Source organism: Cytobacillus gottheilii (genome assembly GCF_900166665.1).
Classification (GTDB): Bacteria; Bacillota; Bacilli; order Bacillales; family Cytobacillaceae; genus Cytobacillus; species Cytobacillus gottheilii_A.
This window is the reverse complement of sequence record NZ_LT800494.1, coordinates 522,856-546,877: the sequence shown is the minus strand read 5'-3', so window position 1 is coordinate 546,877 and position 24,022 is coordinate 522,856. Positions and strand designations below refer to the sequence as shown.

14 protein-coding genes are annotated in these 24,022 nt (G+C 39.6%); 11 read left to right on the top strand and 3 right to left on the bottom strand.

All coding sequences use genetic code 11. The annotated features are described in order from the left end of the window. The first annotated feature begins 319 nt into the window (after positions 1-319). Positions 320-1,033, top strand: coding sequence for a hypothetical protein (locus tag B7E07_RS02735; protein ID WP_080843952.1), 714 nt, complete (start codon positions 320-322; stop codon positions 1,031-1,033). Between the two features lie 195 nt (positions 1,034-1,228). On the opposite strand, the gene B7E07_RS02730 is transcribed toward B7E07_RS02735, so the two are convergent. Next, the gene (locus B7E07_RS02730; protein WP_080843951.1) at positions 1,229-2,785 is read right to left on the bottom strand and encodes a BCCT family transporter; all 1,557 of its coding nucleotides are present in this window, start codon (positions 2,783-2,785) and stop codon (positions 1,229-1,231) included. Further along, positions 2,766-4,565 carry a sugar phosphate nucleotidyltransferase gene (locus B7E07_RS02725; RefSeq protein ID WP_080843950.1) on the bottom strand — a complete coding sequence of 600 codons (1,800 nt, stop codon included), beginning with the start codon at positions 4,563-4,565 and terminating at the stop codon, positions 2,766-2,768. Before B7E07_RS02725 ends, B7E07_RS02730 begins: the two co-directional genes overlap by 20 nt. A 495-nt stretch (positions 4,566-5,060) precedes the next feature. On the opposite strand from B7E07_RS02725, the gene B7E07_RS02720 reads away from it, so the two are divergent. The 8 genes from B7E07_RS02720 (at position 5,061) to B7E07_RS02685 (ending at position 15,515) form a co-directional block, all read left to right on the top strand. Continuing rightward, entirely contained in the window at positions 5,061-7,493 is a 2,433-nt protein-coding gene (locus tag B7E07_RS02720; protein ID WP_176215098.1) for an EAL domain-containing protein, read from the top strand. 766 nt (positions 7,494-8,259) lie between these two features. Next, positions 8,260-8,823: a competence protein ComK gene (locus tag B7E07_RS02715; protein WP_080843948.1), complete on the top strand. Its 564-nt coding sequence runs from the start codon at positions 8,260-8,262 to the stop codon at positions 8,821-8,823. A 324-nt stretch (positions 8,824-9,147) separates the two neighbouring features. Further along, the gene (locus tag B7E07_RS02710; protein WP_080843947.1) at positions 9,148-9,570 is read left to right on the top strand and encodes a VanZ family protein; all 423 of its coding nucleotides are present in this window, start codon (positions 9,148-9,150) and stop codon (positions 9,568-9,570) included. 126 nt (positions 9,571-9,696) lie between these two features. Continuing rightward, positions 9,697-9,951 (top strand): hypothetical protein, encoded by a 255-nt coding sequence (locus B7E07_RS02705; RefSeq protein ID WP_080843946.1) that lies wholly within the window; start codon positions 9,697-9,699, stop codon positions 9,949-9,951. A gap of 248 nt (positions 9,952-10,199) precedes the next feature. Beyond that, complete coding sequence (locus tag B7E07_RS02700) at positions 10,200-11,243, top strand: tetratricopeptide repeat protein (RefSeq protein WP_080843945.1); 1,044 nt, start codon at positions 10,200-10,202, stop codon at positions 11,241-11,243. Between the two features lie 15 nt (positions 11,244-11,258). Next, positions 11,259-12,164 carry a hypothetical protein gene (locus B7E07_RS02695; RefSeq protein WP_080843944.1) on the top strand — a complete coding sequence of 302 codons (906 nt, stop codon included), beginning with the start codon at positions 11,259-11,261 and terminating at the stop codon, positions 12,162-12,164. 306 nt (positions 12,165-12,470) lie between these two features. After that, complete coding sequence (locus B7E07_RS02690) at positions 12,471-13,034, top strand: class D sortase (protein ID WP_080843943.1); 564 nt, start codon at positions 12,471-12,473, stop codon at positions 13,032-13,034. A gap of 375 nt (positions 13,035-13,409) precedes the next feature. After that, positions 13,410-15,515: a YVTN family beta-propeller repeat protein gene (locus B7E07_RS02685; RefSeq protein ID WP_080843942.1), complete on the top strand. Its 2,106-nt coding sequence runs from the start codon at positions 13,410-13,412 to the stop codon at positions 15,513-15,515. Between the two features lie 107 nt (positions 15,516-15,622). On the opposite strand, the gene B7E07_RS02680 is transcribed toward B7E07_RS02685, so the two are convergent. Beyond that, complete coding sequence (locus tag B7E07_RS02680; RefSeq protein WP_080843941.1) at positions 15,623-16,192, bottom strand: transposase; 570 nt, start codon at positions 16,190-16,192, stop codon at positions 15,623-15,625. 93 nt (positions 16,193-16,285) lie between these two features. Here B7E07_RS02680 and B7E07_RS23445 point away from each other — a divergent pair, with 93 nt between their 5' ends. Both B7E07_RS23445 and pulA read left to right on the top strand, forming a co-directional pair. Beyond that, positions 16,286-16,597, top strand: a complete 312-nt coding sequence (locus B7E07_RS23445; protein WP_080843940.1) for a hypothetical protein — start codon at positions 16,286-16,288, stop codon at positions 16,595-16,597. Positions 16,598-16,804: 207 nt separating this feature from the next. After that, the gene (gene pulA, locus B7E07_RS02670; RefSeq protein WP_176215097.1) at positions 16,805-23,686 is read left to right on the top strand and encodes a type I pullulanase; all 6,882 of its coding nucleotides are present in this window, start codon (positions 16,805-16,807) and stop codon (positions 23,684-23,686) included. Positions 23,687-24,022 lie beyond the last annotated feature (336 nt).

Genomic DNA, 24,022 nt, shown 5'->3' with positions numbered 1-24,022 from the left:
TCTAAGTTAGCGGTTATACTTCAGCCTATATTTCTATCTTTCCATTTCAGTCCTTAAAAGTGCTAGCAGGAGAGTGGCTAAGAGGTTGCTCACCTCCCTTTCCGCTGAAAAGCGAGTACTCTGAAGTAAGAGTTTCTTTCATTTGAGGAAAAGCAAATTACTTTGCGAAGACAGCCATTTTTAAAAGCAGTTGGAAGTTTTATGTTAAATTAGTAATATAGTATATGAAAGAATTGCACTAGAATGAATGCATAAGAACTTGATGAGAGAATAATAGTCTTCTCACTCATAGTTTTCAAATGAAAGGAATGTTTTGCGAATGAATAAGCTAACAAGTCTTTATATCACCTTTGCTTTTTTGACACTTGTGCTGCTGCTAGCAGGATGTACTGACAACGAAAAAAATAGCATGGAGTCCGCAGCAGCTGATTCGATGGAAAATAGTTCAGACTCAGAATCAACAGAAGAAGTTACCACCGAAACAGACGAAAACCCTTCTACAAACGAATTAGAGGAGGCTGACAGTAAGGACTCAGATGAAAATTCTACTGAAAAAGCCATTCAAACTAACGGTTCAAATAACAGCTCTTCTGAAGATAGCACTTCAGTTGACGATGAGACAGAAGACAGCCATCAGACCCTATCACAATATTCCAGCGAACAGATTGAATATGCTAGAATATGGCTGCAGCTTGGACCAAATCAAAAGATAGATGAATTATATGTTCGTCATATTCCAGCCGGCGAACCAGTAAATATACACGATGAGACTAGTGCGAATTATCCAAAAGATGTTGTGACATTAGAGGGTTCCCGCTCTGTTGATGGCTCCGTAACTTACAGCAGTAACGGCAATGGGACGATCAACGTTTACAATGTACCTTCTCACTGGGCCAGTCCTGCTCAGACAGAGGAAAACTTTATGAAAAAGTACACAGAGGATATTATTAAGAATGCAGAGCTTGTATATGTGGACCCAGGCGATGATGAAAAAGTCATAGAATTCATTAAGATGCTAAATGTTAATGAATAAAAATATTGCGAGGCAAGTGAGCATTCAGGAGAAAAACGAATGAAACTGTCGGAATTAAATAGCATACCAAAAAACGCCCAGAAAAATCTGAGCGTTTTTTACTTTCCATATTCAGTTAGAACCAAAATAGTTCACGAAACCTATCAAGAAGAACACCCTCGGTGATCCTGCTCCCATGAAGATCAAGAGAGAATATTAAGTCGATTTTTTATTCTCTATTTTCGTATCATTTCTCAGGTCTTTTAAGAAACTGAATATAATGATTCCCATGATAATGGCTAACGGAAAGGCTGCCACAATCGATATAGTCTGAAGCATACTTAGTGTCGTCTCATTAAAAATTAGCGCGATAGGAAGAATGATAAAAATTAATGCCCAAAATACTCTTATGTACTTCGGTGGTTCTTGCCCAGGTTCTAACTTTTTCAATGAGTATTCTGCCACTACAAGTGTAATCGCGTCAAACGTACTTGCATAGAATGCCACCATGGCAATTGCTAATAAAACTAGTGCAATGCCGCTGACAGGAAGCTGCTGGAAAATCTGAATAATGACTTCTGAAGGAGAAGATCCCGCTGCCAGCATTCCCGCAGCGTCCACGTTTCCTTGTGTTTGCTGAAAAAGTCCAAAGTTTCCAAACACAATAAAAGAAGTAAATGTTCCTAATAATCCACAAGTAAACCCGCCAATAATTGTTTGTTTAATCGTTCTTCCTTCAGAAATTTTCCCGATGAAGAATGGAGTGGCCACAAACCAAGCAATCCAATATGCCCAGTAGAATACCGTCCAGTCTTGCGGGAATCCAGAGCCTCCTTCTCCAGATACTCGAAGGGGGTCCATCCATGTTGCCATACTAAAGAAATCATTTACTAGTTTTCCGACGCCTGTAATTCCACTTTCAATCATATACCTAGTTGGACCAAAGAATAAGAAAATGGCAATTAAAGCTAAGAAGATAATGACACAAAGGTTTGCAAGCTTAGAAATCCCTTTTAACCCTAATGTAACAGCAATCGTGTATACAAGTGCAATAATCGCTAGAATTAAAATGGTTAGAGCCGTACTTTGCGGAATTCCAAGAGTTGTCGAAACGACTAACGATAATAACGGTGTTGCAAGAGAGAACGTAGTAGCGGTTCCTGCAAGTAAACCAACAATAGAAAAGATATCAATCGCTTTCCCTAAAGCTCCATCAGCATGCTTTCCAATCGTCGAACGACACGCTTCCGAAAGCGTTTGTCTCTTCCGCTTTTTCACAAACATCATATACCCATATGCGACAGCTGGCAGGATATAAAAACTCCAAGGGATGGGACCCCAGTGAAATAAAGGATAAGTTGATGCGAAATCCTGTCTTTGTGCCTGACTTAAGTCCTCAATACCAAATGGAGAAGCTCCAAAATAATAGGCCCATTCAATTAAAGACCAATAAAGGATATCCGCTGCCATTGTAGATGTAAAAATCATTGCTCCCCATGCAAAATTATTAAAGCGAGGTTTCTCAATTGCCCCAAGCTTTATGTGCCCATAGCGAGAAAATGCTAACCAGACAGCTACTAAGAACACACCAAGACCAAAAATCATATAAAAGGAACCGAAATCCCCTACAAAAATACTTCTCAAATATTCGATTGCACTCCCGCTAACCTCTGGGAACATAAATAACAAAAAGGATAAAACAATGATAATCAATAATGGTGCTAGCGTTAATGTCCAATCGATCTGACCCTTTTTACTTTTTGGCAAATTCATACGTTTGATCCTCCGTCAAAATACCCATACTTTTTTTATAGTAATTTTTTGCATAGCGATACATATTTAGTGTATAATCCCCAAATTTAACCCCAAGCGCTTGTTTGTACTGAGCCCACATGGCCCATAAAAAGCCACCCAGTGCCATATAAATATACACTCTTAAACGTTCGTCATTTGTTGGGCTGCCATCAAAGTAAAAGTCCATTATTTTTTCTAGCTGCTCATGATCCAGATGACCATATAGAGCAAACATCGAAAGATCGATCACCGGATCACACATGCCCGCATATTCCCAATCAATAAGCTTTAAATCTCCATTTGGCAGCACTAAAAAGTTATCTAAATGAGGATCAATATGACTAAATGCTGATGGAAGATCCAGCTTGTTTAGGATGGTGATCAATTCATCCATTTTCGTTCTTACAGAAAGATAATCCTCAAATAAATTAGCATTATTTTTATTGCAGAGCTCTTCATAATATTGAATATTTTTCTCGATATCAAAATGATGAGATACTGTTATGTCACTATGATGTAGTTTGTGAAGCGTCTTCATGCTGCTGAATAACTCTAAATCACTGCTTATATCTAAGCTTCTTGCATCTGTTTCAAACTCTGAAATTTTGATCCCGCTATTGGCATCCATGTATACAATGTTTTCAGTAATATTTAGAGGAATGACCGCCTCGATACTCCGGTGCTCTTCTTCTCTATTGATTAGCTTCTCTGTTCCTTCACCCGGCAGGCGACAGATATATTTACGGTCATTTACACCAAATAGGAAAGACTTATTTGTCATGCCCAGCTTTAACGGCTGAATTCCCTTAATTTCCTCTTCACGAATGTTAAAGATCGATCCAATTAACGACAGCACTTGGTTTTTAGAGTGATCTCGATATGTTGCATCAAACTCTCTTAATTCTTCAAAGCTTTCAAATTCATAAACGGTATCTTCCGGCTGGCGATTGACATACATTTCTAAAACATTGAGATTTTGTTTTAACACATCCTCCCAATAAAAATCCTCCGTACCTGGCTGCGCATATGTTTGTTCCAGCAAAGGAACGATCTTTTCAGAGAACTTCTTAGAGAAAAAGACGGGACCATACATATGCCACGAATCTACTCCGCCTACTTCGATCTTTTTGATTTTATCTTTTTGATCGGTTGTCAGACACCACTCAGCTGTTTCCCCTTCTGTCTTAACAGCAGTGTACCAGCTATGAAGCTCATAGGTATTAAACAAGTTTTTCGTCATGTAATTATCGCTTGATAGAATATAGGTATTCTTTAGTAAGTGACGAACATGATAAAGAGTAGATAAATTATTTTTCGTATCGTATTCAGCATTGTAGATCAGCTTAACACCATACTTATCAATGAGATAGTCAAATTTCTCCTTTAGATAACCAACAACAATCGTAATATCCGTAATGGACATTTCTAATAATTGCTGGATCTGCCTCTCAATCATTCTCTCGCCGCACACCTCCAACAAGCCTTTAGGCGTCTCATAGGTTAAAGGAACAAAACGCGATCCAAACCCGGCAGCCAGAATTATGGCATTATCCACAAGATAATCTTCCATTACTTCGTGTGCCTTTGCGCTTAACGAATAACCAGTTGAGGTTTTCATTAATAAGTCTTCCTTCATTAATAAGGTAAATAGTTTATTTGTTTTCCCTAATGAGAAATCACATAACGCAGAAATATCTCTCTGTGTTAACGATTGGTTCTTTTTCAATTCTCTTATTATTTTCAATCCGTCCGTATTCATTTCTACACCCACTTTTTTAGATACTTGTTATTGTACAACCATTCTTGTTCATTTTCTATATTTTTTTCAAAAAAATGAACAAAAAAATCAGAATCACTCGATAAAAGTGTTTTATTATAGTCAAAATTTGTCTAAACAGAGGGCTAGTTCGTGTAATTTTCTTTATACGGATAGGAGGAACAAATGAGGCGGACCGGTTGATCCCAGGATTAAGTTTCTTTTTTTTGAGAAACCTTCGTTCATATAGATCATAGAACACAGTATAGGGGAGAATAAGTATTCAAATTGACAGGCAAATAGGAGGATTAGGATTGTATGTGGATTTATTATGTATCTTTCGCTACCCTCCCATTCCCCTCATGCTTTACGAGTCATGCCAATATTCTAGCAGTGAAAGATTCTTAAGCACCTGAATTACCAAGCTCCTCCAAAATAATATATAATCTAAATTGAATAATAGGACTTATGGATCATCTAAGAATAGGAGGAAAGTCTATGGTGAGTCTTATATTGTATTTGGTCGTGTGTTCGGTGATTTGTGTGTCTTTGCTGAATTTAAATATGCATTTGACCAAAACAAGTGCGGGAAAGAAAATGCCAGAGGTCTTGTATACTTTGTTTTTAGCAGCGCTATCCGGCTTTATTATTTCGATTATCCCTTACATCACTCTTTTAAATATAAAACTGCTAAAGCTTTCAGGCACCAGTTTTTTTCTTACTTTAAAAACCAGTTTTTATACAGTATTATTTTGTTTCATTAGTTTTCTGCTCTTGAATTTGATTGGAAAAATTGCCGTAAAGCCATCTAAGGCTGATACCAATAAAAAGAAGGGAGTCCTTCCCTATTTAGTCTTAAGCGGGGGGATCGCTCTCTTCATTCTTTTTTACATTGTGTATCTGCTGGAAAGTGTTTACTCAATCTCGATTCAAGTATCTGCTGAGCATATGACTTATATAGTTGTCATCTTAACTTCTGCCATTTATAATCTGGCACGAATTTTTGAACATCTTCATATCGATCGTTTTATGATAAACCGCAGCAATACATACACAAAAAGTTCAGTTTTTTTTACCGTATTCAGCATTTCTTTTGCTTCAACTCTTTATGTATTTATCGAGGGTCTGGTGCATGATTTAAACTTCACTATGACGATTATCTCTTTAATCAGTCTGCTGGTCTTATTCATCATTACGATTAACTATATTGAAAATCAGCTAATCTATCAGCACCGCTTGGTAGAAAATCAGAATATGAAATTAAATATAAATGAACAGCAGTATCGTTCCTTGTTTCAATATAACCCAGACGCAATTTTTATTTTAGATCTGGAAGGGAATTTTAAAGAAGTCAATCCGTCTGTCCCTCATTTAACAGGCTACACGTTAGAGGAAATCCTGCAGTTAAAAATAGCGGACTTGTTATATAGAGATGAAACGGAGAAATTAAAAAGTTTTATTTATGAGACACTGAAAGGAAGCAGCGTTTGTTTCGAGACCTTTATTCTGACTAAACATAAAGAAGTGGTCAATCTGAAAGTGACCGCGACACAAATCAAAGTCAATGACTCTATAACAGGAATCTATGCGATTGCCCAGGATATAACTGAACAAAATAAAATTCAAAAAAAGATAAACTACTTGGCTTATCATGATGAACTTACCGGGCTTCTGAATCGGCGGGCAATTGAAAACGAAGTTAAAAATCAAATCAGCAGAAACGCATTTTTTGCAACAATTCTAATAGATGTGGACTTGTTTAAAGACATCAACGATCACCTTGGTCATGCTGCTGGCGATACGTTATTGAAGCTTATTACAATGAGGTTGAAACAGACGGTTAAGAAGCGCGGGCTCATTGCCAGACTTGGCGGCGATGAATTTTTGGTCTGCTTAACAGAGGTAAATTCGGATAAGGAAGTAAAAGAGATAGCAGAAGATATTCAGCTGGCCATGAAGATGCCTTTTGAAATAGAAGGACAATATAAAGAAATCACGTTAAGCATCGGGATTTCTTATTATCCGAAAGATGGGCAAGTCTATGATACCCTAATCAAACATGCCGACATGGCCATGTATGCTGCCAAAAGAGCCGGCCGGAATCACTATTCAGAGTACAAAGAATCTCTGGAGATTGATATGATTTCTAAAATTACCATGTCTGAAGAATTAAAGATTGCAATTGAAGAAGAACAATTTGAACTCTATTACCAACCTAAGCACAGTGCTAAAGGTGCAAAGGTAATTGGGGCTGAAGCGTTAATACGGTGGCAGCATCCGACAAAAGGATTTGTCAGCCCTGGGGATTTTATCCCTTTAGCAGAGGAAACAAACTTAATCATTCAGCTGGGCAATTGGATTATACGCGAAGCCTTACGTCAATATAACCAATGGGCAAATGAAGCGCCTATCGACTTTCAATTATCGATCAACATTTCGCCTAAACAATTTATTGATCCTAATTTCATTCCACTTTTAATGAAAAGCCTAGAAGAGTTCAACGTCCCTGCAGAAAAAATAGATATTGAGATTACCGAGAGCTTAGCAATTGAAAATACCGAATTAACAAAGATGAAGATCAGTATTTTAAAAGAATTGGGTCTTGAGGTTACCATGGATGACTTTGGAACTGGCTATACCTCTTTAACATTCTTATCTAAGTTCCCGTTAAATCGAATTAAAATCGATCAATCCTTTATTCGCGATCTGCCAGGCAATAAAAGTCATACAGCTATCGTGCAGTCCTTAGTATCTGCAGCCAAAAATTTAGGCATCAAAGCCACAGCAGAAGGCGTCGAAACAGCAGAACAGCTGCAATGTCTCCGTGAATGGGAATGCGATGAGATTCAAGGGTTTTACTATAGCAAGCCACTGCCGACACAGGCGTTTTTAGCATATTGGAGTGACAATGAGAACAGCAGATTGAATTAATAGCTGTTTGTGTCATTCACTTCTCCAGTTGTTTAAGTAAACTTGACGATTAGCAAGCTCAAAGGCGAGGAATAGGCTTAGCTGTACACCATCAGCTGCTCAAATGTTCTCCTGCGGTGCTATGAGTACTTTCTGATAAGGTTTTGGGGAGGAAGGAAACCGGACTTACACTATCTATCTTGCAGATACTGGCGTATTTTCTTCTCTCCATTTTTACACGTTTTTTTAGCTGAACTAACCAATAGATCTTTTGGCTCTTCCCTTACCCGGCTGGACTCTTACAGCTTCATATTAAGATCGTCTCTTTGTAGCATTAAGATCTAAAAGCTAAAACGGAGTCCGTCCTATTCTATCGCATAATGATAGTGAATTTTCTTACTACCCTTCATCACTAAGTCCTTCCCCCTCCTTCTTCTCATTTAAATTCCGACAAATTTCGATCTATTTACTTGATAAACGTAACTTTTAGTTGCTTTTATTCTATATATTCACAAAATTGTAACTATTTAATAAACCAAAATTTGGTATGTTAGACATAGATCATATATACTAGCCTCTTTTAACATTCTTTCCGCTACATATCAGCAAAAATAATTCCTAGAACCTAAAAGGCTAGTCACAATGAGCAATTAAGTATAAAGGAGGTTGGAAGGATAGAGGAAAATAAAATCTTAGACTGATAATATGAAGGCAATGATTAAGGAGTACATTGGAGGCCTAGTTTGGAGTCTTTTTTAGAAGTGAATACGAAATAGGAGCGTGAAAAATGTTAACAATTGATACTTATGCAGTGAATCACCTTACAATCCTTTTAATGGGTGAACGTACTAAATACGGATATTTATACACTCGAGTAATCGAAGAAAAGCTAACCTTCCTTGTTCGCATGACACCTAGAGAAGTACTCGAACACACCCTTACCTCTGTTGGCTCTGATCTGAAAGGGGCCATAAAAAGTGCTCGCAGCATACTTGGTAATGGCTATATGTACCCAATCATTGTTAATCCATACCAGGAAATCTGTATGTTTCCCACCCATTCTCCGTCAGCTGATCACTGCATATGGATAAATCCGAAGCATATTGTCAATGCAGATAAAAAAGGGAGCCAAACAATCACAACATTCAGCAATTACATCATCATGCCCATCGACCTTGGTCACCAAGCCTTCAGCACAAAACGATATCAAGCACACAGATTATTAGAATCAACGAAAGAAAATGGACATAAAGTGAGAGTCATCACGAGTGAAAATCAAAAATATTATCAAGTCATCCGCGAAGATAACGGTATTTATAACTTTGATATATTCAAGGATATGGAAAATTAGGACTATGATGGGATCCCCCTGCTGTCTAAAAAGAAGAGAAGGGCTATCAATTGTAAAATACAAATAGGCTTAAGTCATTTCCCTGCGGACACTTTTATCAAGAAATCACATCGCTGAGTCTCATCTCCCCTGCCGCTACTTGCGGGTCTCACCCTTTCCTCCATCCTGCAGTAGCCGAGTGTCCTCCCTTCATCCCTCAGATACTAAAGCACCAAAAACCCGAACGAAAACGTCCTCTACTCCAGGCAACTCCCCGCGTCTACATTCATCAATTTCTGTTAATACTGGATAGTTATTACGGAAAACAGGAGTTGACGGAGAAAGATGAGACATTTATTACTTGCTCTATGGATATTCGCGATGGGAATCGGCCTATTCACCAATAACGTTAAAGCACTCATATTAAACGGACAAATCTTTTTTCATTTTCAGCCTAGTCCTTCCACTGATTACTTTTTTCCTGTTTATCCGCTATTACAGGCAAATGCCTTTGAACTGTTGGGGCACGCTCTCCTGTTTGCTATTTTTACTAGCTTGTTATATATACATGGAGCAAAATTACATAGTGCCTTTTTGATTTCCCTCCTGGCTGCAATTATGACAGAGTGTGTACAGCCCTTTTTTGGACGAGGAGCCGATTTTTATGATCTTGCAGCTAATTTAATTGGGATCTCTTCAGTTATTTTTTCACTGAGCATTCAGCATCAAATTGAAAAATTACGTTCCCAGTCTTCACAAAACCATTAAGGCAGCATAATTCAACACGAGAGATGAAGTTTTGCAGCCAGTATGGACCGTAACATTGCACATATCCTTTCCATCATCGTACAATTTAGGGAAACAGATATGAACGAATGATCTCAAAAGGAGGCAATGGTCACGAATTTAAAAGTACTGTGTATAAAAACAGTTTTTAACAGCGATGACAGCAATAAAATAGACTATAAAAAAGGAAAAGTCTATCAAGCTGAAATCATTGGCGATGATATTTTGGTTGAAGATGAATCAGGTGATATGTGTCTAGCGGGATTAGCAGTCAAAGAAGTCGTTAGATTAGGCATCCAGGAGCAGAGAAATGGTCCCTGGGATGATTGGTTTCATGCGCATTTCGAATTTACGGGTCAATAACTGTATGCCTAAACCAGTGTCAAAAAACGGTTATATTTCAGAACAGATATATGAAGCGGTTCCACTTGAATAAACGGTATGTGTCCATCTCTATTCCCTTGTTCGTTCTCCTTTTCTAGGTTAAAATATGTGTAAAAATGGTGAATTTGAACTTTCTTGTGCGTAACCAGATAAAATGCTGTAATACACAAAAAATCCCAAATTAAAATTAAAAACGGCTATCTCAAAAGCTATAAAAGGGTGAGAACATGGAAACGATGGCAAGACCGCCACTGCTGGAAGAGATGGATTTCCTTCCGAGTCATACAACAAGAGAATTTGAACTCAAGCTAACGAAGATGGCTGAAGGGCTCGAGGACAGTGAATATCATGATCTGCACACCTTCCTTCGCCAAAACATTTACACAACCGAGAATAAAGATACCCTTTTTTCCACCTTTGTACTGCTGTCGATTCATGCACGAAGAATGAAGAATATCAGTCAGTTCAAGGATTTAGTTGAAACGTTTGGCGAGCATTTTGTTGATTATCCTCTTTACCCTCATATCCTGTCTCTGCTATATAAAGAAATTGGAACCAATGAGGCCATTGAGCAAGAGATGGCTTTTGCACGGGAAGCGACACACAAGCTGCCAAATCAGGTTGGAGTATTGCACCATTATGCAGAAGCAGTGGTTCATTCGAAAGAACAAGGGCTTGTTGTCAGTGCTCAAGATCTAGAAGAAGCCTATCAAACAATCAATCGTGTCGTTCATCTCTCTCCTCGCTATGCAAAATTTCATTCTACTAGAGGGAGAATCCTCGCTGCACTTGGGAAATATACAGAAGCCAAAGATGCTATCCGAAAAGCCATTGATATGGAAGAATCAACGAAAAAGGATTATGCCATCCGAATCAATGATTATCTATACCATTTGAACCGCATCCAGACCAATGAGTTTTCAGATATATTTTCCGAAAAAATTATGGTAACGGAAAAAAGTTTGGAGGAGTCCAAAGTAGAAGTAGATGAATCAATCTCAAAGCTCAAATCTGAAAACCTTCAAATGCTCGGTTTCTTTACAGCAATCATTAGTTTTACAATTGGTTCTATGAATCTATTAGAAAATCGAACCTTTCTAGAGAGTGCTTTCTTAATCCTCATTCTCTCCAGTTCACTTGTATTGGCTTTCGTAGGATTTGGATTTTTGTTCCCAGTCAAAAAAACAAATCCATGGATCACCGTCTGGGTAAGCCTAGCAGCCGTGATCACAATTATTGGTTCATTTCTATCATACTATTTCATAACTTAGGCAGGTGACATGAGCATGAAGATCAGTACAGTGTATACAAAAGGGATTGGCGAAAGAAATGAAGATGCCATCGTCCTCAACAAGGAAGAAGACATCTTCGCCGTTATAGACGGAGCAACAGGTCTTGGAGGACTATCAGGGGCCATTGCCGCAAATATCATTAAAGAAAGCCTTGAGCAAAAGTCTGACCTTACCCTGCTGGAGAGAGTAAAAAACGGCAACGCCATGCTTCAGCAAGCTGTTGAACAGCAATACGAAAACATATCTTTTGAACAGATCCCTAAATACAAAAGAAGCTCTTGTGGAATAAGCGCGATTCACATTCATAGAGATGCGACAGGGAATCCAGCCTTCCTTGAATATGTTTCAGCAGGAGACTGTATGCTATTCCTGCAGTTTTCAGATGACTCCATTCGTCAAGTCACCTATGACCACATCGACCGTCTAGACCTTGCCGTGATCAGCAAGATTGAAACAAAATGGAGAACACTCGAAGGAACAGAACCACTTGAAACCCTTTCGCCTGAAAGAAAAAAACAAAAACAAACCGAATTCAGACAGGAAGAAGAAGAGCTCCTTCGTTCCAACCGCAATAAGCTCAATACATATGAAGGCTACGGCATCATAGATGGAGATCAAAAGGCCGACCAGTTCTTAGAATCTGGAAAAATCCCATTAATCGCCGTCAAACAGATTTTACTAATATCTGACGGCTTAAAACTTCATCATCATAGAGACCACCCTAGCCAAAACACATGGATCCAATCAGCTGAAAAAGCCTTTACCGACGGCCTTCAACAACTGGAACAAGACATCATAAAAACAGAAGCAGCAGACTTCGCCTGTATCTACTACCCCCGTTTGAAGCAGCATGATGATAAATCAGGGATTTTGTTGGGCTTGCCTTCTTATGGGGCCTGACCCTCAGTCTTGCAGCAAGTTAACGTTTTAACACTGTACCACTTTAACCTAGCGGGGGTCTGGCCCCCTCTACCCTCTACCTCCTCCACTTTAAACTCTTCATACCCCGGCCCCCTAAATAATGGCTTTTATAAGTTCCTAAAAAATATGATAAGATATGTATACTTTAGCAGGAGATTTCCCTAGTTAAACAGTAATATCAATATGTGATTAAATTCAAGAAGCTTTTACCTTTTTCACAGCAGATGTCAGCTACTTTAACGCTTTAACTCAACGGGGGTCTGGCCCCCATAAGGAGTGTATATATTGAAATACATCATCTACCTAACCATCATACTCGGCCTTGCAATCACCGGATATGCAGGTTATGAAATTTATCAAACAAATAAAAAATCAGACCAAACAACTGTCTTGGCCAAAAAAATAGTAGAAGCAAACGATGAGTTAGAAGACGAAAACACCTTTACTCCCACTATAGGAGAAGCCATCGGGTTATTAGAATTGCCCAAAATCGATGCTGAGCTTGCAATTGTAGAGGGAACAGACCCGGATGATCTAGAAAAAGGAGTCGGACACTTTAAAGAATCCTATCTGCCAAGACAAGGCGGACAAATTGTTCTTTCCGGACATCGCGACACCGTGTTTAAACGCGTAGGCGAACTGCAGTTAGGGGATCTGTTAACCGTTAAAATGCCTTACGGAGATAATTCCTACGAAATAGTTGAAACCAAAATCGTAGATGCAGATGACCTAAGCATCATTACTCTTCAGAACAGCAAAGAGGAACTTATTCTAACAACATGCTACCCGTTTGGCTATATCGGAAATGCTCCTCAACGCTATATTATTTATGCGAACCCAATTGAATGAAAGACAAAAAGAGGGATGAATTCTAATTAAGCATTCATCCCTCTTTTATTTAGTAATTTGGGTTCAAATGTATTAAATACCAAGCTTTTTGTAAGTGAATGAACTTAACGAAGATTCGTTTTACTCTTTAGAACCAAAGACCTACAGTCAAATCCTATCAAAATCCCTTCTTTATCGACTCCACAAGACAAAATTCGACATTCTCCCAACATAATCCTATTGTAATAGTATGACAATCTATATATATTTAAAAAGAACATATCTTTATATCGGCAGCAAGGATAAAACTATTTTTTTGGAGTATAAATAGTTCTTTTGTTATAGGTATAAAGAATGATTTATGCAGCTAAGACTATAATTTAAGGGGAAAAGAAAATGAAAAGTAGCAAGTTTGCAGTCGGATTATTCTTAATTATCTTTACGATTAGTCAGTTTTTACAACCTAGCCAAATCCAGGCGAATGGAATCCAGAACATTTTAGACAAGGCCTATATTACAAGTTATAGCACAGGTGTTGTCGATGTTGTTGATTTAAAAACAAACACAGTAGAGAAGGCCAAAATTACAGTTGGAAGAGAACCAAATAGTGCTGGATTTAATCCGAACGGTACCCAAGTATTCGTGACAAATCGAGCAGACAACAATGTTTCTGTTATTGATCCAGCAAGCGACAAAGTGATTAAAACCATTTCTGTAGGGCATCAGCCTCATGGAGTGGCATTTAGTCCTGATGGAAAAAAAGCGTATGTAGCAAATCGAAGCAGCAGCAGCCTTTCTATCATTGATACGAATACGCTCGAAGTAAGCAACACCATAACTGTACCATCAACTCCAACAGCAATGGTCGTTGTTGATAATAAGATATATCTTACAACACAACTAGCTCTTGTTACGATTGATATAAATACTGATACAGTTATAAACCAAATTCCACTCTCGGATCCATATGGTTTATCTGTGAATCCAAAGAAAACGAAATTATACGTTGCTCAAAGAAGTGCTAACACGGTTTCTGTTATTGATATTGTAAATAATACATTAGAAGCAACTGTAGCTGTCGGTATAAGCCCTCATGCTACCGAAGTATCACCTGATGGAACTCGCGTATACACAGTAAACGCAAGTTCATCATCTGTTTCTGTTATTGATACTTCTTCAAATACTGTCATTGACACCATCTCTGTCGGAAGCAGCCCTTATGTGGTTGGACTTTCAAAGGATGGAAAATATGTGTATACCGTTAATTATGGCAGTCATAATATGAGTGTAATTGATACAGCAACGCACACAGTGGTGGAAGCTATTGATGTTAGCTCAGGTCCATTTATGGTCGGTACGTTTATGGTTCCAACAGCCATTTCTTCTGAACCTCCTAAGTCTTCGAATGCTGAATTAGCTAGTCTTTCACTTGATAACGGGGTTTGGAGCCAAAAGTTCAATAAAGATGTAACAGAGTATCAAATCAATGTTGGAAGTGATGTTGAATCCATTACATTAACTCCAGAATTGGCAGATGCTAAAGCGACAGTAACAGTTAACGGAACAGTTGTTTCTAGCGGTCAAGCAAGTCACCAGATTCAGTTGAACACTGAAAAAGCTACCAATATTACCATCATGGTTACTGCAGAAAATGGTACCGTTAAAACCTATACCTTAACAGTTAATCGTCTGGAAAAAGTAGTCGTTTCGTCTCCAATCGCTGTTGAATCAGCTATAACAGTACGTGATGAGGAAGTACAACAGCTCGATACAAATGGAGAATTCGTTATTAAACTAGATGAGCAATTAGACATGATAAAAGAAGTACACTTTTCTAAAGAGCAATTAGCTGCCCTTAAAACGAAACAGGCAACCGTTAAAATTACAAAATCGGATGTACAGCTGCAGATTCCAATTGAAAACTTTAATCAAGAAGAAGAGCTTGTTATTAGTCTTGAAAAGTTAGAGAAGAATCCTAATGTATTGCCACACTCAGATTTATCAACAAGTGCTATCTATGAGTTTACTATTCAATTAGGTGATGAAATTATAAGTAAATTTGATTCTCCAATCGAATTAGCATTTCCTGTAGTGGGTGCTAAAAAACCTGAAGAATTAAAGGTTTACTATTGGAATAAAGAGCGTAATGAATGGGAATTAGTTGGTGGCACTTACGAAAATGGATTTATAAAAACGACAACAGATCATTTTAGTACATTTGGTGTATTCCATCCAACAGATTTCGAGCAACCCATTACAAACAATGATAACGAAGACCAGCCAAACCAAGAGGTAATAGATAACCAACCAGTTCAACAAGATGCTGATGAAAACAGCCAAACTTCTCAGGAAGAGAATACTAGCTCAGCTAAAAAAGAAACAGGATCCAACAAATTACCAAACACGGCAACAAACACGTACAACTGGCTAATCGTCGGAGTCGTCCTTGTATTGTCAGGTGTTGCAGCAGGATTAAGACAGCGCCGTTTAAGAAAATCATAGTTTTACTTATAACGAATAATGGAAGGCATTTGGAATAAAAAAGGTCCAAATGCCTTTTTTTCTAAAAGCGGGTTCTGGCAGCGAATACGAAGCGAAGCTCATACTCATTATTTTGCATTCATTTCTGTTAAATGCTCCTTTTGCATAGGATTCTCAACAAAACGTTTATAATTTTCGATAATGGGTTCTTGAAAAAAGGATTGAGTTTTTATTGGGGAAATATGCTGATTCCGAACCAAACTGAGATAGGCAGGATAACTGCTCCATTCATAGGATGATAGTTCCTTCACCATCTTAGCTTCAAGGGGATTTCGGTGTATATAACGACTTACCTCAAGAAAGTACTGACCATTATTAATAAGCTCCGCTCCATAACGACCTTGAAATACATGACCGCTAAAATGATACTTCTTATTAAAATAAATTGCATATCTGGAGTGCAATTCTTTCATGATCAATTTAATATGAAAATCTGTCGTTTCAACCTGGAGATGTATGTGGTTTGTCATGAGGCAATAAGAATGGAGTATAAAAGGATACATAAAGCGTGTATCTTCGAGGATCTTCAAATAAGTAAGATAATCATCAGGCTGATGATATAAAGGTGTTCTCCTGTTTCCCCTTGCCGTAATGTGATACATAGCACCAGGAAACCAAACTCTAGGCTTTCGTGTCATTCAGTCCCTCCTACTAATCTCCTATTATTAATTGCATAAAATTTATCAAATAGTGAGAACATTGTCAAATGAAAAGGTGGAGATGGAGGTAGGATGTTTGCTTTAATACTTTATCTTGGTGGGGGTCTGGCCCCCTTTAATACTTTACTACTTTATTTCAACGGGGGTCTGGCCCCCTTCAACACTTTACCACTTTATCTCAACGGGGGTCTGACCCCCTTCAACACTTTACCACTTTATCTCAACGGGGGTCTGACCCCCTTCAATACTTTACCACTTTATCTCAACGGGGGTCTGGCCCCCTTCAACTCTTTACCACTTTATCTCAACGGGGGTCTGACCCCCTTCAATACTTTACCACTTTATCTCAACGGGGGTCTTGCCCCCGTTAATGCAACTCGTTAATGCATAAAACCCCATTGCCTAAATATTCAATAAATGCTATCCTTATTCTGTCAGACCATGAAAACGTTTGCACGGAAGTTGCACAATATTTCTACATACTACTTTTTATTTCTCAAATGTGCAAACGATTGCACTTCTCTGCCCTATTATAGCGTGAAAAATAGGACAAAGTGCAGGTCTATTAAACTATTCAAGGAGGAGAAACAGGTGAGCAGGAAGAAGATGAGAATGTTTTCGATCATGATGGTGTTTGCTCTGCTTCTGCAATTAGTTGCTGGCAGCGGTTTTAACACGATTGTGAATGCGGAGACAACGGATGAGCTGCAAAGTCCCGTTATCAACGATGACAACAGTGTTACGTTTAATTATGTTAGTAAAGGTGAAACATCGGTTTATGTAATTGGGTCTATGAATGGCTGGTCTCTTGATCACGCTCAAGAGCTGACTTTAGAGGATGGTGTGTTTACCACAACCATACCTGATTTAACAGAAGGAAGTTATGAATATAAATTTCTATTAAATAATAGAAGCTGGGATAACAGCATCACCGACCCGCTGAACCCAAACGAAGCGAACGGAAATTCTACTTTCCAAATTGGGGCTCCGCCGGCTGCTATTACTAGCCCCCTATACAATGCAGATGGCACAGTAACCCTTCAATATAACGGTGCTGGAGAACGCGTTCGTGTTGCCGGAAGCTTTACAAACTGGGCGGACGGCGCCATCGAAATGGTGAAGAACGATGAAGGAATTTGGCAGTTTAATGCCGCTGACCTTGCACCTGGTACTTATGAGTACAAATTTATCGTGGGTGAAGGCAACTGGATGACAGATCCTAACAACCCGAACCAAGCAAATGGAAACTCTATTTTTACCGTGTACGATAGCCCAACCATCAGTGAAGATGGGAATGTTTCTTTCTATTATTTTGGTGAAGCAGAAAGAGTCCGAGTAGCAGGAAGCTTTACTGATTGGGGAACTGGCGCGAAAGAAATGACCAAAAATGAGCTTGGCTTCTGGGAATATACAGAAAAACTCGCAGCTGGTGAGTATGAGTATAAATTTATCGTGGGTGATGATGGCTGGATGCCAGATCCGCTTAACCCCGATCAAATAAACGGAAATTCAAGCTTCCAGGTTGGACCTCCAGCAAGCGCTCAAGTGAAAGCAGCCTTAATGGATGCCAAAAACAGTATTAGCGTTTCGCTAAACCAAGCACTACCCGCTGATGATATAGAATTTACCTTAACAGATAAAGCCACAAACACAGTAATTCCTACCACCATGACAAAACTAAGCGATACAAAAGTAAAGCTGACCATCACCGATCCAACTCAAGTAGATGTACGAAAAATTTATAGTGTAGAAGCAACAGGTTACCTGCCAGCTACAGTAGTTATGCGCAATGTATTAAATGATAACGCTTTCTACTACGAAGGAGCTGACTTAGGTTATACTTACTCGCCTGCTAAAACAACCTTCAAGCTTTGGGCACCAACCGCAACAAATGTCAGCCTTGCCGTTTATGAAGACCAAGGTGAATATGACGGTCCTTTCGTTGCTACTAACGAAGGCGGACAAGAAACACCAATGAGCCGTGCAAGCAACGGAGTATGGTCAATAGATCTTACAGGCGACTTAAAAGGGAAATATTATATGTACAAAGTTGAATTTGCAGATGGCACAACGAACTATGCCGTTGACCCTTACGCTCGTTCAACTTCACCGAACGGTCAAAGAACAGCCATTATTGATTTAGACAGCACGGATCCTGCAAACTTTAAACCGGCATCTAAACCAGCTTTTGTTTCCCCGACTGATGCCATTATTTACGAGCTTCATGTACGTGATTTCTCAATTGATAAGAATTCTGGCATGACGAATAAAGGGAAATATAAAGCGTTCACTGAATCAGGAACGGTTGGCCCTAACGGAACGAAAACGGGCCTGGATTCATTAAAAAAGTTAGGTATTACACATGTTCACTTATTACCTGTCTATGATTTCGGTTCTGTAAACGAAAGAACGGTTGATGATCCGAATGCCACGGATGCCAAGTTTAACTGGGGCTATGATCCAATCCATTTTAACGTACCAGAAGGATCGTATTCTTTAAATCCAGCTGATCCGACTTCGCGTGTAACAGAATTTAAAGAAATGGTGCAATCCATGCATGATCAAGGCATGCGAGTAATAATGGATGTTGTATACAATCATACGTATATGGCCGAAAGTACACAGCTCAAAGGGACATCCCCTTTCGATAAAGTGGTTCCTGGCTATTACTTTCGCACAGATGATAATGGCAGAATCACAAACGGCTCCGGAACAGGAAACGAGGTTGCTTCTGAGCGTCCGATGATCCGTAAATATATTAAGGATTCGGTGAAATACTGGGCCACTGAGTACGGCATTGACGGATTCCGCTTTGACTTAATGGGTCTAATTGATAGACAAACCATGACAGAACTAACGAAAGAATTAAAAGAAGAGGTAGACCAGAGCATCCTTATTTATGGTGAGCCTTGGACTGGCGGATCCACATCACTTGATGCCTCTCTTCAAAACGTGAAAGGCACACAAAAAGATCAAGGCTACGCAGTATTTAATGACAATATTCGCGGAGCCATTAAAGGCGGAAGTGATGATGCTTCAACTGGATTTGCTACAGGTGCAGCCGGTAAAGAAGCTGATATTGCACGTGGTGTTCGCGGTGCGATTGAAGATTTTACAAATCGCCCTTCTGAAACGATAAACTATGTGACAGCGCATGATAACTTAAACCTATGGGATAAGATGATGAAGGTGGCACAACAGGATATTACAGCAGATCCGCATGCCATCATAACGGAAGCAGATGCCTTGGATAATGAATGGGTTCGCCGCAGCTTACTTGCAAACGGGATCGTCATGACTTCACAAGGTATCCCTTTCCTACACGCTGGTGAAGAAATGCTTAGAAGTAAATTCGGTGACCACAATAGCTATAAGAGTCCAGACAGTATTAACCAAATTCGCTGGGAGCTGAAGGATCAATATGAGCCAGTATTTAACTACTATCAAGGCTTAATTGAACTTCGCAAAGCACATCCAGCTTTCAGAATGAACACAAAAGCAGCGATTGAGCAAAATCTTCAGGTGTACAAAACAGAGGATAACATCGTTGCATTCGAATTGAAGAACTATGCAAACAATGATTCTTGGAAAAATATCGCAGTCATTTACAATGCGAATAAAGAAGCAAAGGATGTTGCCCTCCCTGCAGATGGCACTTGGAACGTAGTTGTTGACGACAAAACGGCAGGCGTTGAAACACTCCGGACCATTACCGGCAGTACAGCAAGTGTTGCTCCATTATCCATGATGGTGCTTTATGACGAAGCCGAAAGCACCTACACACCTACTGTCACAAGCATCGAAACGAGCACAGATGAATTTGCCATCCGTGCAGGAACTTCTAAGACAGTGACAGCGTATGTAAAAGATCAAAAAGGTCGATATTTGCTCGACCAGCCTATTACTTGGACTTCTTCTAACCCTGAAGTGGCTACTGTTGCAAACGGAAAAGTAACAGGTGTAAAAAATGGCACTGCAACCATTACTGCTTCATCTGGTTCAGTAACTGCAGAGGTTGCTGTAACAATTGCAGATCTAGCTCCTGCTGCCATCACGATTACTGGGGAGAAAACGGTATACGAAACCTATACCACTCAGCTTTCTGCACTGGTTCGTGACCAATTCGGTCAAGAAATGCTTGGTGAAAAAATAGCTTGGACCTCATCTGATGAGACGATAGCCATTGTAGATGGTTCAGGCAAAGCATCTGGACTTAAGCCTGGTACCACTGTCATCACCGCAAAAGCAGGAGATGCGGAAGCCACCCTTGTTTTAACAGTAAAAGAAAATGTGAAACGTTATGTAAGAATCAACTATGTTCGTCCAGATATGGATTTTACTGATTGGAACATATGGGTTTGGGACACTGGCGTCAAGAACGATCAAATCGATTTTGAAAAAGTTGATGGAGATACTGCGATCGCTAATATTGAAATCGCACCAACAACAGAAAACATCGGGTTTCTAATACGTAAAGGAACTGATTGGGATACTGCAAAGGTTCCACCTGACAGTGATGATCACAACGTAAAAATCGATCGCGATGAAGTCATTACAAAGGTAACTGTTGTAACTGGTGTACCTGGACAAACCGTTGTTCCTGCAGTTAAAGGTCCAGTTTTAGAAGATGGAAACGTAACATTCTTCTACCGTGACGAAGCACTTTACCAAAAAGACTTAATGCACACAGTTGAAGCGGTAAAAGTGAAGATTGCTGGTAAAGAATATGAAATGACCTATGATGCGAAAAACGAGTATTTTTCATATCAACTTCAAAACCTTGATCCAGGAACGCACGAGTATACCTTCCTAGTAACAAAGGATGGAAAAACAACGGAAGTAACAGATCCTAAAAACACGGTTGATGGTGTCTCTGCTATCACTTATACGGTACCAGTTGTTGATCTGACAGCCGAAGTGAAGCCAGGTAAATTTACACACAATGAAAATGCTGTACTCTCGTTAAATGTAACATCTGAAGAGAATGTAACATTCAACGAAATGTATGTAGACCTTACTCCACTTGGGGGTAAAGCAAAGCATAAAATAGACCCACAGCTTCAAGCCGTCACAATTGCTGTAAAAGACACAATAGCTGCTGGTGTCAAAGATTTAACCCTTACAGCCGTTGACCAATACGGCAACAAGCATAATCAAACGGCAGAAGTGGAGGTTGCACCACGCACCTATCAGGGCGATTTAGACTTTGATTGGGATGAAGCTCGTATTTACTTCATGCTAACAGACCGCTTCGCAGACGGTGATCCAAGCAACAATCCAGCATTAGGTTATGACCCAGATCATAAGGAAGCATACCATGGCGGTGATTTCCAAGGAATTATCGACAACCTCGACTACCTTGATAATCTAGGCATCAACACCATCTGGATTTCACCGATTGTCGATAATATTGACTTCAACAAAGGTGCAGACTTCCAAACAGCAAATGGATTGGAAGCAAAGCAACATGCTTATCATGGGTATTGGGCAAAAGATTTCACCTCTCTTGATGAAACACTAGGCGATATGGAAACATTCAAGCAGTTAATCGAACAAGCGCATGATCGCGGAATCAAGATCATGGTTGACGTCGTTCTGAACCACACTGGATATGGCATGGATACAATTGACGAAAATTGGGCTGGCTTAGAAGGACTGCCAACAACTGAAGAACAGGCCGTATTCAATGATATGCTTCGTACTGAAATGGAAGATCCAACTGTACGCGGCGAACTTGATGGTCTGCCAGATTTTAAAACAGAAGATCCAGCTGTACGCCAGCAAATTATTGAATGGCAAACAGCTTGGCTAGAAAAAGCAAGAACAGATAGCGGAGAAACGATTGACTTCTTCCGTGTGGATACAGTGAAGCATGTAGAAGATACAACTTGGATGGCATTTAAAAATGCGCTCACTGAATTGGATCCAAGTTTCAAGATGATCGGCGAATATTGGGGAGCAAGTGCAAGCAACGATGGCGGCTACCTAAACTCAGGGCAAATGGATTCTTTACTAGACTTTGATTTTAAAGAAAAAGCAAGAAACTTTGTCAATGGAGACATTAGCTCAGTTGAAGCTTACCTAGCAGAACGTGATTCGAAAATCAGTAATACAGCAACTCTCGGCCAATTCCTAAGCTCTCATGACCAGGATGGATTCTTATCTGAGTATGTTGGCGGAGATGTAGGCAAGCTCATGGTGGCAGCTGCCCTGCAAATCACCTCTAAGGGACAGCCTGTTATTTACTATGGTGAGGAACTTGGCAACTCCGGAAAATCGAGCTGGGATAAGGATAGTGACGGTGCCATCACTGCATTCGGTCAAAATCGTGACTCAATGCCATGGGATAAGCTAGAAAATGGCGATGAAACAGCAGTAGCCCTCCACGATCACTATGCAGCGCTATTAAATATCCGTGCTGACTACTCGAAGATCTTTTCTAAAGGCACGAGAACAATGGTGGCCGGCGGAGATGCTGAGCAGTATTCTGTATCAATGCGCGAATACCTTGGACAAAGACTATATGTAGGTCTAAATACAGCAGCCGAAGACAAGCAAGTGACTTTCACGGTTGATTTTGCACCAGGAACTATTTTAGTAGATGAGTATACTGGCGCTAACTACACCGTATCAGACAGCAGTGAAATAACCGTCGACCTTCTCTCAAGTAATGCAGGCGGAACCTTTATCCTTGCAGAAGCAAAGCCTGAAAACCCTGGAGATGGCGAAGATCCAGGTGACGGTGAACAGCCTGGGGATGGTGAACAGCCTGGAGACGATGGCGAAAATCCAATAACTCCAGAACCTGATACCGGAAACGTTATTGTGAAGCCAGACGTGAAGAACAATGTGGGAACTGTAAAAGATGCGGATGTCATAAAAGTGGGTCCAAACGGAACATTTACAGTGGAATTTAAAGAAGATTCAGCAACACTTAGCTTAACAGCCAACCAAGTGAAAATGCTCAAGGAAAAAGGGGCTACCATCATCATTTCAAATAGCCAGGTAACCCTTCACATCCCTGCTTCTGCTTTACCGAATGGCGCTGTTAAAATCGACATGCAAAGGGAAAAAGACATAAAAGGTGCACTAAGTGCAGTCTATGACTTCAATATTTATAATGAAAAAGGCAAGAAAGTAACAAAATTCAGTGTACCAATTACACTTATATTCAAAGTAGGCCAACAAACGAAAACCGATCAACTAAACGTGTACTACTTCAACGAAAAAACCGATAAGTGGGAACTGGTTCCTGGTGCAGTTTATAACGATGGCAAAGTAAGCGTTCAAACGAACCACTTCAGCACATTTGCCGTCTTCAACACAGACATGACAAGGGATACAACAGCACCAAATAAGGGCAAGAAACTTCCAAATACAGCAACAAACACATTCAATATGCTGCTCCTTGGTCTCGCCCTTCTGGTCATTGGTTCTCTACTCTTCATAGCAAGCAGACGCAGAACAAACTAGGTTACGAAAGTCTAAAAGCTTAAAATACTAAAAAAGCAGAGCCCTTCGCTTGTGAATGGGCTCTGTTTTTTTGGTGGGACTGGTTTCTCAAAATAGAAGTTACTTTAACACTGTATAACTTTAACCTAGTGGGGGTCTGGCCCCCAAATAGCAATTACTTTAACACTTTAACCTAGCGGGGGTCTGGCCCCCAAAATGGCCCACACACCAAAAAACTATTATAATATTGTAAAATTTCTATATATACCTATTTTCCTATTAATATCGGCATATACTATTCCAATTAATTTACAGTTATGTTACGATTACATCTGAAATTGTAATCATTAAGTTTTT

Coding starts and splice junctions, on each gene's coding strand:
- B7E07_RS02735 (WP_080843952.1), top strand. CDS start 320: ATGAATAAGCTAACAAGTCTTTATATCACCTTTGCTTTTTTGACACTT.
- B7E07_RS02680 (WP_080843941.1), bottom strand. CDS start 16,192: ATGACACGAAAGCCTAGAGTTTGGTTTCCTGGTGCTATGTATCACATT.
- B7E07_RS02720 (WP_176215098.1), top strand. CDS start 5,061: ATGGTGAGTCTTATATTGTATTTGGTCGTGTGTTCGGTGATTTGTGTG.
- B7E07_RS02705 (WP_080843946.1), top strand. CDS start 9,697: ATGGTCACGAATTTAAAAGTACTGTGTATAAAAACAGTTTTTAACAGC.
- B7E07_RS02725 (WP_080843950.1), bottom strand. CDS start 4,565: ATGAATACGGACGGATTGAAAATAATAAGAGAATTGAAAAAGAACCAA.
- B7E07_RS02715 (WP_080843948.1), top strand. CDS start 8,260: ATGTTAACAATTGATACTTATGCAGTGAATCACCTTACAATCCTTTTA.
- B7E07_RS02710 (WP_080843947.1), top strand. CDS start 9,148: ATGAGACATTTATTACTTGCTCTATGGATATTCGCGATGGGAATCGGC.
- B7E07_RS23445 (WP_080843940.1), top strand. CDS start 16,286: ATGTTTGCTTTAATACTTTATCTTGGTGGGGGTCTGGCCCCCTTTAAT.
- B7E07_RS02695 (WP_080843944.1), top strand. CDS start 11,259: ATGAAGATCAGTACAGTGTATACAAAAGGGATTGGCGAAAGAAATGAA.
- B7E07_RS02700 (WP_080843945.1), top strand. CDS start 10,200: ATGGAAACGATGGCAAGACCGCCACTGCTGGAAGAGATGGATTTCCTT.
- B7E07_RS02685 (WP_080843942.1), top strand. CDS start 13,410: ATGAAAAGTAGCAAGTTTGCAGTCGGATTATTCTTAATTATCTTTACG.
- B7E07_RS02730 (WP_080843951.1), bottom strand. CDS start 2,785: ATGAATTTGCCAAAAAGTAAAAAGGGTCAGATCGATTGGACATTAACG.